Here is a 13,921-nt window from a genome sequence, read left to right on the forward strand (position 1 = left end):
TGAGGTCGGAGCCCTTCGCGTCGTCCAGGTCAGCTGCAGCCGCTGGTGCTCCCGCAGCCCTCACACACGTAGCACGAGCCGGCCGGGCGCATCTTCGTCCCGCAGGTCATGCAGAGCGGGGAGTCGACGGCGGTGCCGGTGAGCTTCTCGAAGAGCTCGGCGGTGGTCTTGGCCTCGACGGGGGCCGGCTTGGCGCTGGCCTCCACGATGTCGGCCTCGACGACCTGGGGCTCCACTCGACCAGCGGACGAGGCGGGCTCGACGAGCTCGGCCGCGCTGCCGGTCTCCTCCACGAGCGGCTCGTAGGAGCCGGTCTCGAGGTGGCGCTGGCGCTCCTCGGCGGAGTAGATGCCCAGGGCCGAGCGCTCCTCGAAGGACAGGTAGTCCAGGGCGAGGCGGCGCCAGACGTAGTCCATGAGCGACTGCGCCATGCGGACGTCGGGGTCGTCGGTGAGGCCGGCGGGCTCGAAGCGCAGGTTGGTGAACTTCGAGACGTAGGTCTCCAGCGGGACGCCGTACTGCAGGCCGATCGACACCGCGATCGAGAAGGCGTCCATCACGCCGGCCAGGGTCGAGCCCTGCTTGCCGAGCTTGAGGAAGACCTCGCCGAGCTGGCCGTCGTCGTGGGCGCCGGAGGTCATGTAGCCCTCGGCACCGCCGACGGTGAACGACGTGGTGCGCGAGACGCGCGACTTCGGCAGGCGCTTGCGGACCGGGGCGTAGACGACCTTCTCCACGACCTTGGTCTCGACGGCCGAGTCGGCCGCGGCCTTGTCGGCGGCGTCCTTCTTGGCCTTGCCGCCACCGTCGGACAGCGGCTGGCCGACCTTGCAGTTGTCGCGGTAGATCGCGGTCGCCTTGAGCCCGAGCTTCCAGGACTGCATGTAGACGTCCTCGATCTCCTCGACCGTGGCGCTCTCAGGCAGGTTGACCGTCTTGGAGATCGCACCGGACAGGAACGGCTGCGCGGCCGCCATCATCCGCACGTGGCCCATCGGCTTGAGCGCGCGGGCGCCCATGGCGGTGTCGAAGATCTCGTAGTGCTCGGTCTTCAGGCCGGGGGCGTCGATGACGTGACCGTGCTCGCCGATGTAGGCGACGATCGCCTCGACCTGCTCGGGCTGGTAGCCGAGCTTCTTCAGCGCCCGCGGGATCGTCTGGTTGACGATCTGCATGGAGCCGCCGCCGACGAGCTTCTTGAACTTCACCAGGGAGAAGTCGGGCTCGATGCCGGTGGTGTCGCAGTCCATCATGAAGCCGATGGTGCCGGTGGGTGCGAGCACCGAGGCCTGCGCGTTGCGGAAGCCGTTCTTCTCGCCGAGCTTGATGACGTCGGCCCACGCCTGGGTGGCCAGCTTGTGCGTGCGGCCGTCCTCGGTGTGCAGCACGCGTACGACGTCGTTGGCCGCCTGGTGCTTGCGCATCACGCGCTTGTGGGCGTCGGCGTTGCGGGCGTAGCCGGCGTACGGGCCGACGATGCCGGCGAGCTCGGCGCTGCGCTTGTACGACGTACCGGTCATGAGCGAGGTGATCGCGGCAGCCATCGAGCGGCCACCCTCGGAGTCGTAGCCCAGGCCCATCGCCATCAGCAGGGCGCCGAGGTTGGCGTAGCCGATGCCGAGCTGGCGGTAGTCGCGGGTGGTGTCGCCGATCGGGTCGGTCGGGAAGTCGGCGAAGCAGATCGAGATGTCCATCGCGGTGATGATGAACTCGACGGCCTTCGCGAACAGGGCGGCGTCGAAGGTGTCGTCGTCCTTGAGGAACTTCAGCAGGTTCAGCGACGCCAGGTTGCACGAGGAGTTGTCGAGCGACATGTATTCCGAGCACGGGTTGGACGCGGTGATGCGGCCGGTCTCCGGGTTGGTGTGCCAGTCGTTGATCGTGTCGTCGTACTGCAGGCCGGGGTCGGCGCAGGCCCAGGCGGCCTCGCTGATCTTGCGGAACAGGTCGCGGGCGTCGACGGTCTCGATGACCTCGCCGGTGCCGCGGGCGCGCAGGCCGAACTCGGTGCCGTCCTCGACGGCGCGCATGAACTCGTCGTTGACGCGGACCGAGTTGTTGGCGTTCTGGTACTGCACGGAGGTGATGTCGGCGCCACCGAGGTCCATGTCGAACCCGGCGTCGCGAAGGGCGCGGATCTTGTCCTCCTCCTTCGCCTTCGTCATCACGAACTCCTCGATGTCCGGGTGGTCGACGTCGAGGACGACCATCTTGGCCGCACGACGCGTCGCGCCGCCCGACTTGATGGTGCCGGCGGACGCGTCAGCGCCGCGCATGAAGGAGACGGGGCCGCTCGCGGTGCCACCGGAGGAGAGGAGCTCCTTGGAGGAGCGGATGCGGGAGAGGTTGAGGCCGGCGCCGGAGCCGCCCTTGAAGATGAAGCCCTCCTCCTTGTACCAGTTCAGGATCGAGTCCATCGAGTCGTCGACGCTCAGGATGAAGCAGGCGCTGACCTGCTGCGGCGAGGCGGTGCCGACGTTGAACCAGACCGGGGAGTTGAAGGAGAAGTACTGGTTGACCAGCAGCCAGGTGAGCTCGTGCTCGAAGATCTCGGCGTCGGCGTCGGTGGCGAAGTAGCCGTGGTCGATGCCGGCCTTGGTGTACGTCTTCACGATCCGGTCGATGAGCTGCTTGAGGCTCCACTCGCGGGCGTCGGTGCCGACGGCGCCGCGGAAGTACTTCGTCGTGACGATGGTGGAGGCGTTGACCGACCAGAAGTCGGGGTACTCGACACCGCGCTGCTCGAAGACGGTCTCGCCGGTCTTCCAGTTCTGCTGGACGACGTCGCGGCGCTCCCAGGTGATCGCGTCGTAGGGGTGCGTGCCCTCGGTGCTGAAGACGCGCTCCAGCGTCAGGCCCTTGCCCTTGGCTCCCTTGGCGCGGGTGCTCACCGTCTCGGTCATTCGGATCCTCGTCCCTGGTGGTGGTGGTGGTGCTCGCGATGTGTCGCGGTTGCTTGGTAAGCCCGGCAGGCCGCTTCCCCACGACCTGCCGGGCCGAATGTGGTCAGCCCGTCGTGGCGGGCTGATCGGCAGCGGCTCGTTCGAGCCGGAGCATCTTGATCTCGGCGTCGAAGTCCTCGGCGGACTCGAACGCGCGATAGACGGAGGCGAACCGGAGGTAGGCCACCTCGTCGAGCGCCCGCAGCGGGCTGAGGATCGCGAGACCGACGTCGTTGGCGTCGAACTCGGCCTGCCCGCTCAGGCGCAGTGCGTCCTCGACCTCCTGGCCGAGGCAGGCGAGCTGGGCGTCGGTGACCGGGCGGCCCTTGCAGGCCTTGCGGACGCCGGCGATCGCCTTGTCGCGGTTGAACGGCTCGGTCGCGCCGGAGCGCTTGAGCACCGTGAGCTGCATCTTCTCGACCGTCGTGAAGCGCCGGTCGCACGCGGCGCAGCTGCGGCGCCGACGGATGGAGCCGCCGTCGTCGGCGACTCGCGAGTCGAGGACCTTAGTGTCCTCGTTCTTGCAGTAGGGACAGTGCATGGCGGCCCTCCTCTCGGGTACGTCAGCGCGCGGCTCGTACACCCTCATAACGGGGTGTGGTCTGGGGATGTTCCTGTGGACAACTAGCCTCGGGCTGTGAGGATCTCCCCCTGGCCTGTGCACCAGATGTGGATAACTACAGCGGTGTAACTACTAGATGTAGTGGTAACCGTACGCCCCGCCCACCACGCTGGCAAGTGAACTCGTGAAGTCCGCGCATCAATTTCTGCGCACCGCCCTGACCTGCGGTTTTGAGTGTTCGAGGTGCTCTGGACCGGCGCGTCAGACCTCGCCGGCCGGGGTGTTCCGGTCACATCGTGAGGCCGCATCGGACACAATGGCCCTCGTGTCTACGGGGAAGCGGGCGGGGTCGCGCAAGGGTGCTCCCCAGCCCCGCACCCTGAACAAGGCGGCGCTCCTCATCGGCGCCGCGATCACGCTCTGCGTCGTGGCCTGGGGCTACCTCGTCTACGCCGCCATCGACTTCGGTACGGCGGCGCGCGGGGGCTCCGGATCCTCGGCCTGGGCCTTCATGGCGCTGGCCTGCCTCGGCGCAATGGCCTGCCTCTTCGCCGGCCTGCTGCTGGTCGCGCGGCTGATGCGCGCGCTCGGCATCACCGCCCCTCCCCCCTCCGACGACGCGCCTCCGCGGCCCGTGGGCGGGAAGCGGGCAGCGCGCTGAGCTTGTGCGGTGCCTGTGGTGCGGAATCCGCACCACGCCGACCGCGCTACTCCAGGACGAGCTGGGGGACGGCCTCGACGACCTCGAGGTCCTGGGTGGTGCCGGCGACCCAGATGGTGGACGGTATCGCCTCGGGCGGACCGCCGTTGACCGCGAAGCTCGCATCGCCGTACTGCGTGTCAACACTGACCGCGACCTTGTCGGTCTGGTCGTAGACGTGCGAGACGTCGAGGGATGGGTACGGCGCACCCGGCGTCTCGGTGACCATCGACGTGCCGTCGCCGAAGTTCCAGCGGTAGGCGATGGGTCGGGCGCTGACCACGACGTTCGACTCGACCAGGTTCACCGAGATGGAGGTGGCCGTTGAGTTCGTCGTGTAGAAGTTCGACTCGAGGTTGACGAGCGTCTTGCCGCCTGGGGGCTGCACTACGAGGTCCGAGGCCGGCCAGCCAAGCCGCTCGAACGCCTTGATCACGAGCGCGCGGATGGGCGGCGGGTCGTCGACGATGTCCGCTTCGCCCGCACTCAGGCAAGCGGTGCCTACGTTCTGGCCGTCACGGAAGAGGGTGTAGCGGGTGCCCGGCTCGCCGGCTTCCGTCGTGCAGTCGTCAGGGTTGAAACAAAGGCCCTCGGGATTGCGTCGGTCGTCCTTGCATATCTGACGGACGGACCACTTGGCGGTTGGGTCCTTGCTCTTCTCCTCTTCGATGCCCTCGGACGAGTAGTCGCAGGTTTCAACGACCTCGCCCACCTCGCTCTGCACCCCGCATTGCGCAGCAGCCGGCGTCTCGACAAGGACCACGAGCCCACATAGGAGGGCCAATGCAGCAGCCCGCGTTCCGACGATCACCGCGGCACCTCTGCCTTCCTGGTAACCACCCACGACTCGCCCTGCGGCTTGAGGACGAGTAGATGCGCGCCTGGACCACCGTCAAAGGTTCGGAGCTTGCCACTCGCAGACTCCTTGTACTTCGTAGGGCTCGAGTTGACTCGCACGACGTACTCGCTGTCGCTGCCACCCCTCGCGTTGACACTTTGGATCTTCCAGCCACCCCACTCAATGAAACCTCCAGCCGAATACCACTCCTCGACAAGGTCGGCGAGATCTGTGCAGGCCTTGCATCCGACAGAGAGCTCCCGATACTCGGCCGTCTTTCCCGTGTTCTCCATCTGCGCCTCGGCATCAGCCCATCGTCGAATGAACTCCTCCGCGCTCTCCGCCTCCACCGTCTCCGACGCCGTGGGCGATGGGGACGAGGACGACGGCGGGTCCGGCATCTTGGGCTGGGGCTCGGGGTCGTCCGAGCAGCCCGCCAGGAGGAGGGGTACGACGACGGTGAGCGCGAGAGCGCGGCGTACGTGCATGAAGGAGCCTTCCCGAGAACTACGTCAGCACTTGGGAAACTACCCAGTTCAGCTCTCCTCGAACCACCCCCAGCCGCAGATCTGTGGAGAGGACCCCCACCAAGGCTTGTGCGGTCACCGTGGTGCGGATCCCGCACCACAGCGACCGCGCAACGGTCGGAGTCACCGGGTGACCGGGGATCCCGACGACGGAAGGGAGCCATCGACCGCAGATCCCGACGACGAGCGGGCGCAAGAAGACCACCTAAATGACGCCGAGGGGCGGGCCACCAGGCCCGCCCCTCGGTCTTCCCCTTGTTCCACCAGCCGGGGTCGAAGCGGCTGATGGAGGCCTCACGCGTCAGTCGGAGACGACCGGGACGCGGAGCTTCTGGCCAGCCGCGAGGCTGGCGGACTCGAGCGCGTTGAGGCGCTCGATCTCGGTCATCATCGACCGGACGTCGCCGTCGGCGGCGGCGTCGCTGGCGATCCCCCACAGGGTGTCACCGGGAGCGACCTGGACGACCTCGGTGGGTACGGGCTCGCCGGCCGAGCCGGTGCCGACGGCACCGCCCGCCAACATGAACGCGACGGCCAGCACGAGGAACAGCGAGGTCACGAAGACCACGAGGCGACCGCGACGGGTCAGGCGCACCGTCGAACGGACGGGGGCGGAAGTGGTGAAGCTGGGGGCAAGGCTGAGGGTGCTCATGGTGTGGCCTCCTGGGGAAGATCAGCCGGGTACGTTGTCGAGCGAATGTCTAGTGGGACCCACCGACAACGGCTGCGGAGCCGCCTCGGCGTCGATCAGACGTTCGATCGAACATGTGTACGACGGTAGAGCACCTGTTCGAACAGGTCAAGCACCCGCACGAACAATTGTTCGAGCGGCCCCCAGCGCCGCGCGGCCGCCCCACATGGCGCGGAGCAGGCTGACCTCGACGAGCCGGCGGACCTGGTCCCCCGGAGAGCGGGACGGGCGTGCCGTCGTCACCTCAGCAGGCCAGCGACACGCGGCTTCGAACAGGTGTTTGATCCTCGGGCCCCGGGAGGACTACGGTGAGCGCACCAGCCACCCGCATCGCCCACGAGGTGGCCACCCGCGTCGAGAGGTTCCACGAGATGGCCAAGTCAGAGGACAAGAACGTCATCGAGATGCCCGACGGTCCCCCGGACGCCACCGGCCTGACCCCGCGCCAGCAGCGCGTGCTCGCCACGATCAAGGACTCGATCGAGACCAAGGGCTACCCGCCCAGCATGCGCGAGATCGGCCAGGCCGTCGGCCTCACGTCCTCCTCGAGCGTGGCCCACCAGCTGCGCGTGCTCGAGGGCAAGGGCTTCCTCAAGCGCGACCCCAACCGCCCGCGCGCCCTCGAGGTCTTCCTGCCCGAGGTGATGGCCGCGCGCCGCTCCATGTCCAGCGGCGAGGAGTCGAGCGTCGACGAGACCGGCATCGGCGACGTCGTCCCAACCGCGGTCAACATCCCCGTCGTGGGCCGCATCGCGGCCGGCGGACCGATCCTCGCCGAGGAGCAGGTCACCGACGTCTTCCCGCTGCCCAAGCAGCTCGTGGGCGACGGCACCCTCTTCCTCCTCGAGGTCTCCGGCGACTCGATGGTCGAGGCGGCCATCTGCAACGGCGACTACGTCGTGATCCGCCAGGAGCAGACCGCGACCAACGGCCAGATCGTGGCCGCGCTGATCGAAGGCGAAGCGACGGTGAAGACCTTCCAGCGCAAGGACGGCCACGTCTGGCTGCTGCCGCACAACGCTGCCTACGACCCGATCCCGGGCGACAACGCCACGATCCTCGGGGTCGTGACCGCGGTGCTGCGCAGCCTCTGACAACCAGCCCCGGTGCACGATGGCTGGCATGAGCGAACTCCAGGACTCCTACGACTACGTCATCGTCGGTGGGGGTGTCGCGGCCGCCAGTGCGGTCTCCGGCATCCGGTCGGAGGACGAGGGCGGCAGCATCGCCGTCATCGGCTCCGAGCCCGCCGAGCCCGTCTACCGTCCCGCCCTGTCGAAGGACCTGTGGCTCAAGGACGACGCCACGCTGGAGGGCAGCTCCCTCGCCGGTGACCTCCAGGACGACGACCGTGTCGACCTCGTCACCGACACGACCGTGACGGCGATCGACCCCGACGCCCACGCCGTACGCCTCGCCGACGGCAGCAGCGTCGGCTACGGCAAGCTCCTGCTGGCCACCGGCGCCGAGCCGCGCGTGCTCGCGCTCGACCCCGGACCGCGGGTCGTCTACTACCGCACCGCCGCCGACTACGAGCGGCTCCGCGCGATCGCCGATCAGGGCAGCCACGTCGCCGTCGTCGGTGGTGGCTACATCGGCTCCGAGATCGCCTCCGCGCTCGTGCAGAACGACGTCGCCGTCACGCTCGTGCTCGACCAGGAGGACGTGCAGGAGCAGATGTTCCCGCGCGCGCTCGCCGCCAGCCTGACCAAGGCCTTCGCCGACCGCGGCGTGACGATCGTGCACGGCTCGGTCGAGCGCGGCGAGGACACCGGCGACGGCGTACGGATCCGGCTCGAGGACGGCACCGACATCGCTGCCGACGCGGCCGTCATCGGCGTCGGCGTGCTGCCGCGCACGTCCCTGGCGGAGGCCGCCGGACTCGAGGTCGACAACGGCATCGTCGTCGACGACCACCTGCGCACCAGCGCCACCGACGTGTACGCCGCGGGCGACGTCGCGTCCTACCCCGACGCGCTGCTCGGGCGCCGTCGCGTCGAGCACGTCGACCACGCGGAGAAGTCCGGCGAGCACGCCGGCAAGGTGATGGCCGGCGCCGACGCGGCGTACGACTACACGCCCTTCTTCTGGTCCGACATCCTCGACGCGGGCTACGAGGCGGTCGGCGAGACGTCGAGCAGCCTCGACATGGTCGAGGACTGGAAGGACGGCGAGATCGGCACCGGCGTCGTCTACTACGTCGGCTCCGGCCAGGTCCGCGGCGTGCTGCTGTGGAACGTGTGGGACAGCGTCGACCAGGCGCGCGAGCTGATCGCCGCGACCGGCAAGGAGCCGGTGTCGGACCTGGAGTCGCTGCGCGGGCGGATCGGGTTCGGGTAGAGGTCACTGGTCTCCGGCGCCCACGCGGTAGCCTCGCGGCGATGTCCAGCCCAGATCCCGCCCTCTTCCGCACCCGCCCGGGCAACCGTCGGCGGCTCACGCCCGAGGGCCAGGCCGAGCTCGACCGGCTCACGGTCGCGGCCGAGGAGTCGGCGTGGCTCAGCCCGCTGGCGTACAACCTCACGATCAGCCACAGCCACCGCTTCGTCTGGTACCGCGTGGCGAAGGTCGCGACCCGCACCATCCGCCACCACTGCGAGACCAACGGCGTCGCGCTCGACGTCGATCACGCCATGCGGGTGCGCTACCCGCTCGCGTCGTACGCCGACTACTTCACCTTCGCCTTCGTGCGCGACCCGCTGGACCGCTTCGTGTCGGCCTGGCACGACAAGGTCGTCGACCACAACTACTACGACTTCGACCCCGCCACCCACGCGCGGATGCAGACCGTCGAGGAGTTCGCCCGCTGGACCGCGACCCACAACCTGTCGGCCGTGCCCGGCACCGACCAGCACCTCACGCTGCAGAGCCGGATGATCGACCTCAACCGGGTGGACTTCGTCGGCCGGCTCGAGACGTTCGACCGCGACTTCGCCGAGGTGTGCGAGCGCATCGGTGCCCCGGCCGTGCCGACGGCGCCCAAGAACCAGACCGCCCCCGGAGGTCGTGACCGGCAGGTCTCCGACGAGCTGCGCGAGCTGGTGACGCAGATGTATCGCCGCGACTACCAGGTCTTCGGCTACTCCCTCGAAGCCGACTGACCCAGCCGCTTCAGCGCCTGGCGCACGAGCGCGGGGTCGGTCGTGGACCACATCGGCGGCAGCGACGCCTTGAGGAAGCGGCCGTAGCGGGCCGTCTCCAGGCGCGGGTCGAGCACGGCGACGATGCCGCGGTCGGAGGTGGTGCGGATCAGGCGGCCGGCACCCTGCGCCATCAGCAGCGCCGCGTGCGTCGCCGAGACCTCCATGAACCCGTTGCCGCCGCGGTCGTCGGCGGCCTTCGCGCGCGCGGACATCAGCGGGTCGTCGGGGCGCGGGAAGGGGATCCGGTCGATGATCACCAGCTGGCAGGTGTCACCGGGGACGTCGAGGCCCTGCCAGAGCGACAGCGTGCCGAACAGGCAGGTGTGCGGGTCCTCGACGAACTGCTTGGCGAGCTCGGGGAGCTGGGCGTCGCCCTGCGCGAGCGTGGTCAGGTGCGGCAGCCGGGTGCGGACGGCCTCGGCAGCGGTCTCGGCGGCCCTCCGCGACGAGAAGAGGCCCAGCGTGCGTCCGTCGAGGGAGTCGACGAGGTCGCAGATCTCGTCGAGCTGGGCCTGGCCCAGGCCGTCGCGGCCGGGCTGGGGCAGGTGGCGGGCGACGTAGAGGATGGACTGCTGGCCGTAGTCGAAGGGCGAACCGACGTCGAGGCCCTTCCACGGCAGGGCGGTCTCGTCGTCGGTCGTCGCGATCTGCGAGCCGATGCGCTCGGTGGGCTTCAGCCCGAGCGAGGTGGCGACCGCGCCGAACTCCCCGCCGAGCATCAGGGTGGCACTGGTGAAGACCACGGTCTTGTCGGTGAGGAGCTTGTCGCGCATCGGGCCCCAGACCTGCAGCGGCGCGACGTGGAGCCGGGCGGGGAAGCGGTCGCGCGCCTCGCCGAGCCACAGCACGTCGCGGTCGGAGCCGGCCGCCATCCGCTCGGCGTTGACGAAGACCTCCTGCACCATGCCCTTGGCCTGGGTGCGTCCCGCGTCGCCCTCGCCCTCGCCGCCGGACTCGCGCGGGAAGGCCGAGACGCACGCGCGCGCCGCGTCGCGCACCAGCACGAGCGCGTCCGCGAGCTGTGTCGACATCTGGTCGATGCGCCCCGGCGGCGTGGCCTCAAAGGCCTCGGCCAGCTGCGCGGCCGCGTCCTCGAGGTCGCCGGCGGGGTCGCCGTCCCCGTCCGTCCAGCGGCTGGCACGGCGCGCCGCCCGCTCGATGTCGGAGGCGCCGAGCTCGTCGGTGGCGGCCTGGGTGACGCGCTGGACGAGCTCGTGGGCCTCGTCGATCACGACGGTGTCGTAGTCGGGGATCATCGGCACCTCCTCGATCGCGTCGATCGCGAGGAGGGAGTGGTTGGTGACGATCAGGTGGCTGCGCTGGGCCTTCTCCTTGGCCAGCTCGGCGAAGCACTCCGCACCGAACGGGCACTTCGCGGCGCCGAGGCACTCGCGGTGGTTGACCGAGACCTGGCGCCACTCGCGGTCGGTGTGGCGCGGGGCGTTGTCGCGCTCGCCGCTGCCGCCGGCCTCGGTCTCCTCCTCCGCCCACGCGCGCAGCTCGAGGACCTTCTCGGCCATCGAGCCGGTCGGCACGTCGACCAGGGTGCCCTGGTCGTCGGGGACGCCGGCGCGGATGCGGTGCAGGCAGGCGTAGTTGGAGCGGCCCTTCAGCACGGCGTACGACGGGTCGAGGCCGCGCACCCCCTTGACCGCCTCGACCAGGCGCGGGAGGTCGCGCTCGACGAGCTGGTGCTGGAGCGCGAGCGTCGCGGTGGCGACGACGACGCGCTTGTCGTGCAGCATCGCGGGGACGAGGTAGCCCAGCGACTTGCCGGTGCCGGTGCCGGCCTGGACGAGCAGGTGGCGGCCCTCGGACATCGCCTCGGCGACCTCGATCGCCATCTGCACCTGGCCGTCGCGCTGCTGCCCGCCGAGGGCGCTGACCGCCTGCGCGAGCACGTCCGTGACGGGGGTGCCGACGGGGCTGGCGACGGGGTCGGCGGCGGTCGCGGTCTCAGGCACCAGAGAACCCTACGCGGCCTCGCCGACACCACGACGTACGCCATCCACAACGCGGCGCGGGGCACGCGGCGCTGTGCGTCAGTGGAGCTTCTTGCGCCCAATCTGGCGCTCGATGCGGCGCTCGGGCTGGCCGAGGACCTTCGCCAGGATCTTCACCCGGTAGCGGTAGGCCACGACACCGAGCACGACGATCAGCAGGAACCAGAACATGCCACGAGCCTACGCCGCGCCCGGTCACCGGGTGGGGAGAAGCGACCCCTCAGACGACGGCGCCGGAGTCCTCGGGCGCCCGCTCGACCTTCTCCTTCTTGACCCGGCTCATCGGCCACTTCTCCTGGAAGTAGGTCACGAGCGGGGTGGCGGTGAAGACCGAGGAGTAGGTGCCGACGACCAGACCGATGAGCAGCGCGATCGAGAAGTCACGCAGCGAGTCGCCGCCGAGGATCGCGAGGGCCGCGAGGATGAACATCGTGCCGAGACCGGTGTTGACGGTGCGCGGGATCGTCTCGACAGCGGCCTTGTTGGCCAGCGTGCTGAAGTCGTCCTCGGGCTTCGAGCCGTGCCATCGCTCGCGGACGCGGTCGAAGACGACGACGGTGTCGTTGACCGACAGTCCGATGATGGTCATCGCGGCGGCCAGGAAGATGCCGTCGATCGGCTTCTCCAGCCAGGCGAAGATGCCGACGACGATCAGCACGTCGTGCGCCATCGCGATGACGGCCGAGACGCCGAAGGTCCACTTGAAGCGGAAGGCGAGGTAGAGCAGCTGGGCCAGGAAGGCGACGCCGAAGGCGATGAGCGCGTTGTTGCGCAGCTCCTCGCCGAGGGACGCGCCGATCAGCTGGTCGTCGATCTTGGAGACGTCGCCGCCGATCGCGGACAGCTCGTCCTCGATCCGCTGCTCCTCGTCGTTGGTGATCTCGCCGGTGCGGACGGTGAAGTCGGCGGTGTCGGCGGTCTGCACCACGGCCTCGGGGAAGCCGGCGTCGGACACGGCCGCGCGGGCCTCCTCGACGCTGATGTCCTGGCTCACGGAGTAGTCGAGCTGGCGACCACCGGTGAACTCCACGCCGAGGTTCAGGCCCTGGACGGCGATGCCGGCGATGGCGAAGACCGTCGCCGCGCCCGAGACCGCCAGCCAGCGGCCGCGGTTCTTCATGATGTCGGGGTCCTTGCGGTCCAGCCAGGTCCGGACCTTGCCGACCGAGCCCAGACCGCTGATGGCCGGCTTGCGGTTGACGCCCTTGTTGGCGACCGCGAGGTCGCACAGCACGCGGGCGATGATCAGCGCCGAGATCATCGAGGCGATGACACCGATCGAGAGGGTGACGCCGAAACCCTTGATCGGGCCCGAGCCGAGGAAGAACAGCAGCGCGGCCGCGAGGAGCGTGGTGACGTTGGAGTCGATGATCGCGGTCCAGGCCTTGTTGAAGCCGACCTGGAGCGCACGGCGCAGGCCGGCGGACGGGTAGGCGGCGTACTCCTCCCGTGCTCGCTCGAAGACGAGCACGTTGGCGTCGATCGCCATGCCGATGGCGAGCACGAAGCCCGCGAGGCCCGGCAGGGTCAGCGTCGAGCCGAGCCCGACGAGCATGGCGTAGGCGAGCAGGGCGTACGACGCCAGCGCGACGGTCGCCATCGCACCGACGAGGCGGTAGACCACGATGATGAACAGGCCGGTGAGGATCAGGCCGATGATGCCGGCCTCGATCGAGGCGTCGATCGCCGCGGCACCCAGCGAGGGGCCGACGAGGCGGTCGGAGATGGCCTTGAGCTCCAGCGGCAGCGCGCCGCCCTCGATGAGCGCGGCGAGGTCCTTGGCGCTGTCGGCGGTGTAGTCACCGGTGATGTCGGTGGAGCCGCCGCGGATGCCGACGTCGCAGCCGATGCCCTCGTTGACCTCGGGCGAGGTGATGATCTCGTTGTCGAGCACGATCGCGATGCGGCGCTTGGGGTCGCCCGTGGGGTTGCAGGCTGCGTCGCCGGTGATGTCGGCCCAGGTGCTGCCACCCTCACCGTTGAAGTCGATGGCCACGACCCACTCGACGCTCTGGTCGCGCTGGACCGCGCTCGCGCCGCTGATCTGCTCGCCCTGGATGACGGTCGGACCGATCTCGAGGGTGTCGCCCTGGTCGGACGGCAGGACGAGGTTGCCCTCGTCGCTGGGCTCGGCGTCGGGCTGCGCCTCGGAGAGGACCTCGTGGATGGTCAGCTTGGCGGTGGTGCCGATGCGCTCCTCGGCCTCCTGCGCCTCCTCGTCGCTGGTGACGCCCGGCAGCTCGACGAGGATCCGGTTCTCGCCCTGGCGGACCAGGACGGACTCGGCGACGCCGAGGGCGTCGACGCGGCCGCGCAGCACCTCGAGGGTCTTGTCGACGTTCTCGGCCGTGGCCGGGGTCTGCTCGGTGCCCTCCGCCTCGAAGACGAACTGCGCCCCGCCCCGGAGGTCCAGGCCCAGGTTGGGCTTGACGTTGACGGCGAGCGCCGCGCACCCGGCCAGGAGGCCGAGGACGAGGATGAAGCGGACCCAGACACCACGTGACATGCGCGACAT

At 69.5% G+C, this 13,921-nt stretch carries 12 protein-coding genes; 4 read left to right on the forward strand and 8 right to left on the reverse strand.

Annotated features, from left to right (window positions below; translation table 11 throughout):
• Nucleotides 1-29 precede the first annotated feature (29 nt).
• Entirely contained in the window at nucleotides 30-2,903 is a 2,874-nt protein-coding gene (locus K4G59_RS09815) for a vitamin B12-dependent ribonucleotide reductase (protein ID WP_231250791.1), read from the reverse strand.
• A gap of 103 nt (nucleotides 2,904-3,006) precedes the next feature.
• Complete coding sequence (nrdR, locus tag K4G59_RS09820) at nucleotides 3,007-3,483, reverse strand: transcriptional regulator NrdR (protein WP_207082707.1); 477 nt, start codon at nucleotides 3,481-3,483, stop codon at nucleotides 3,007-3,009.
• A 346-nt stretch (nucleotides 3,484-3,829) separates the two neighbouring features.
• On the opposite strand from nrdR, the gene K4G59_RS09825 reads away from it, so the two are divergent.
• Complete coding sequence (locus tag K4G59_RS09825) at nucleotides 3,830-4,165, forward strand: hypothetical protein (protein ID WP_231250792.1); 336 nt, start codon at nucleotides 3,830-3,832, stop codon at nucleotides 4,163-4,165.
• Nucleotides 4,166-4,211: 46 nt separating this feature from the next.
• Here K4G59_RS09825 and K4G59_RS09830 read toward each other — a convergent pair whose 3' ends face one another.
• The 3 genes from K4G59_RS09830 to K4G59_RS09840 all read right to left on the reverse strand — a co-directional run bounded on the left by K4G59_RS09830 (nucleotide 4,212) and on the right by K4G59_RS09840 (nucleotide 6,221).
• Entirely contained in the window at nucleotides 4,212-4,967 is a 756-nt protein-coding gene (locus K4G59_RS09830) for a PKD domain-containing protein (protein WP_231250793.1), read from the reverse strand.
• Nucleotides 4,968-5,011: 44 nt separating this feature from the next.
• Complete coding sequence (locus tag K4G59_RS09835) at nucleotides 5,012-5,530, reverse strand: hypothetical protein (protein WP_231250794.1); 519 nt, start codon at nucleotides 5,528-5,530, stop codon at nucleotides 5,012-5,014.
• A 340-nt stretch (nucleotides 5,531-5,870) separates the two neighbouring features.
• Nucleotides 5,871-6,221, reverse strand: a complete 351-nt coding sequence (locus K4G59_RS09840) for a LysM peptidoglycan-binding domain-containing protein (RefSeq protein WP_231250795.1) — start codon at nucleotides 6,219-6,221, stop codon at nucleotides 5,871-5,873.
• Nucleotides 6,222-6,631: 410 nt separating this feature from the next.
• On the opposite strand from K4G59_RS09840, the gene lexA reads away from it, so the two are divergent.
• From lexA to K4G59_RS09855, 3 genes are read left to right on the forward strand one after another with little or no spacing between them, the layout of a single operon-like run.
• Nucleotides 6,632-7,354, forward strand: coding sequence for a transcriptional repressor LexA (gene lexA / locus K4G59_RS09845; RefSeq protein WP_231251085.1), 723 nt, complete (start codon nucleotides 6,632-6,634; stop codon nucleotides 7,352-7,354).
• A gap of 28 nt (nucleotides 7,355-7,382) precedes the next feature.
• Nucleotides 7,383-8,600, forward strand: coding sequence for an NAD(P)/FAD-dependent oxidoreductase (locus K4G59_RS09850; protein ID WP_231250796.1), 1,218 nt, complete (start codon nucleotides 7,383-7,385; stop codon nucleotides 8,598-8,600).
• 41 nt (nucleotides 8,601-8,641) lie between these two features.
• The gene (locus K4G59_RS09855) at nucleotides 8,642-9,361 is read left to right on the forward strand and encodes a sulfotransferase family protein (protein WP_231250797.1); all 720 of its coding nucleotides are present in this window, start codon (nucleotides 8,642-8,644) and stop codon (nucleotides 9,359-9,361) included.
• Here the strand turns inward: K4G59_RS09855 and K4G59_RS09860 are convergent.
• From K4G59_RS09860 to secD, 3 genes are all read right to left on the reverse strand, one after another.
• On the reverse strand, nucleotides 9,340-11,367 hold the full coding sequence (locus K4G59_RS09860; protein WP_231250798.1) for an ATP-dependent DNA helicase: 2,028 nt from the start codon (nucleotides 11,365-11,367) through the stop codon (nucleotides 9,340-9,342). The two genes, K4G59_RS09855 and K4G59_RS09860, sit on opposite strands and share 22 nt — an antisense overlap.
• A gap of 78 nt (nucleotides 11,368-11,445) precedes the next feature.
• Entirely contained in the window at nucleotides 11,446-11,577 is a 132-nt protein-coding gene (locus tag K4G59_RS20075; RefSeq protein ID WP_269209947.1) for a hypothetical protein, read from the reverse strand.
• 49 nt (nucleotides 11,578-11,626) lie between these two features.
• The gene (secD, locus tag K4G59_RS09865; RefSeq protein WP_231250799.1) at nucleotides 11,627-13,912 is read right to left on the reverse strand and encodes a protein translocase subunit SecD; all 2,286 of its coding nucleotides are present in this window, start codon (nucleotides 13,910-13,912) and stop codon (nucleotides 11,627-11,629) included.
• Nucleotides 13,913-13,921: the final 9 nt, after the last annotated feature.

It is taken from the genome of Nocardioides furvisabuli (assembly GCF_021083185.1).
Taxonomy (GTDB): Bacteria; Actinomycetota; Actinomycetes; order Propionibacteriales; family Nocardioidaceae; genus Nocardioides; species Nocardioides furvisabuli.

What these genes read in the sequence shown, in the direction of transcription:
- lexA (WP_231251085.1), top strand. Translation starts at nt 6,632, where the DNA reads ATGGCCAAGTCAGAGGACAAGAACGTCATCGAGATGCCCGACGGTCCC.
- K4G59_RS20075 (WP_269209947.1), bottom strand. Translation starts at nt 11,577, where the DNA reads ATGTTCTGGTTCCTGCTGATCGTCGTGCTCGGTGTCGTGGCCTACCGC.
- nrdR (WP_207082707.1), bottom strand. Translation starts at nt 3,483, where the DNA reads ATGCACTGTCCCTACTGCAAGAACGAGGACACTAAGGTCCTCGACTCG.
- secD (WP_231250799.1), bottom strand. Translation starts at nt 13,912, where the DNA reads ATGTCACGTGGTGTCTGGGTCCGCTTCATCCTCGTCCTCGGCCTCCTG.
- K4G59_RS09850 (WP_231250796.1), top strand. Translation starts at nt 7,383, where the DNA reads ATGAGCGAACTCCAGGACTCCTACGACTACGTCATCGTCGGTGGGGGT.
- K4G59_RS09855 (WP_231250797.1), top strand. Translation starts at nt 8,642, where the DNA reads ATGTCCAGCCCAGATCCCGCCCTCTTCCGCACCCGCCCGGGCAACCGT.
- K4G59_RS09835 (WP_231250794.1), bottom strand. Translation starts at nt 5,530, where the DNA reads ATGCACGTACGCCGCGCTCTCGCGCTCACCGTCGTCGTACCCCTCCTC.
- K4G59_RS09815 (WP_231250791.1), bottom strand. Translation starts at nt 2,903, where the DNA reads ATGACCGAGACGGTGAGCACCCGCGCCAAGGGAGCCAAGGGCAAGGGC.
- K4G59_RS09840 (WP_231250795.1), bottom strand. Translation starts at nt 6,221, where the DNA reads ATGAGCACCCTCAGCCTTGCCCCCAGCTTCACCACTTCCGCCCCCGTC.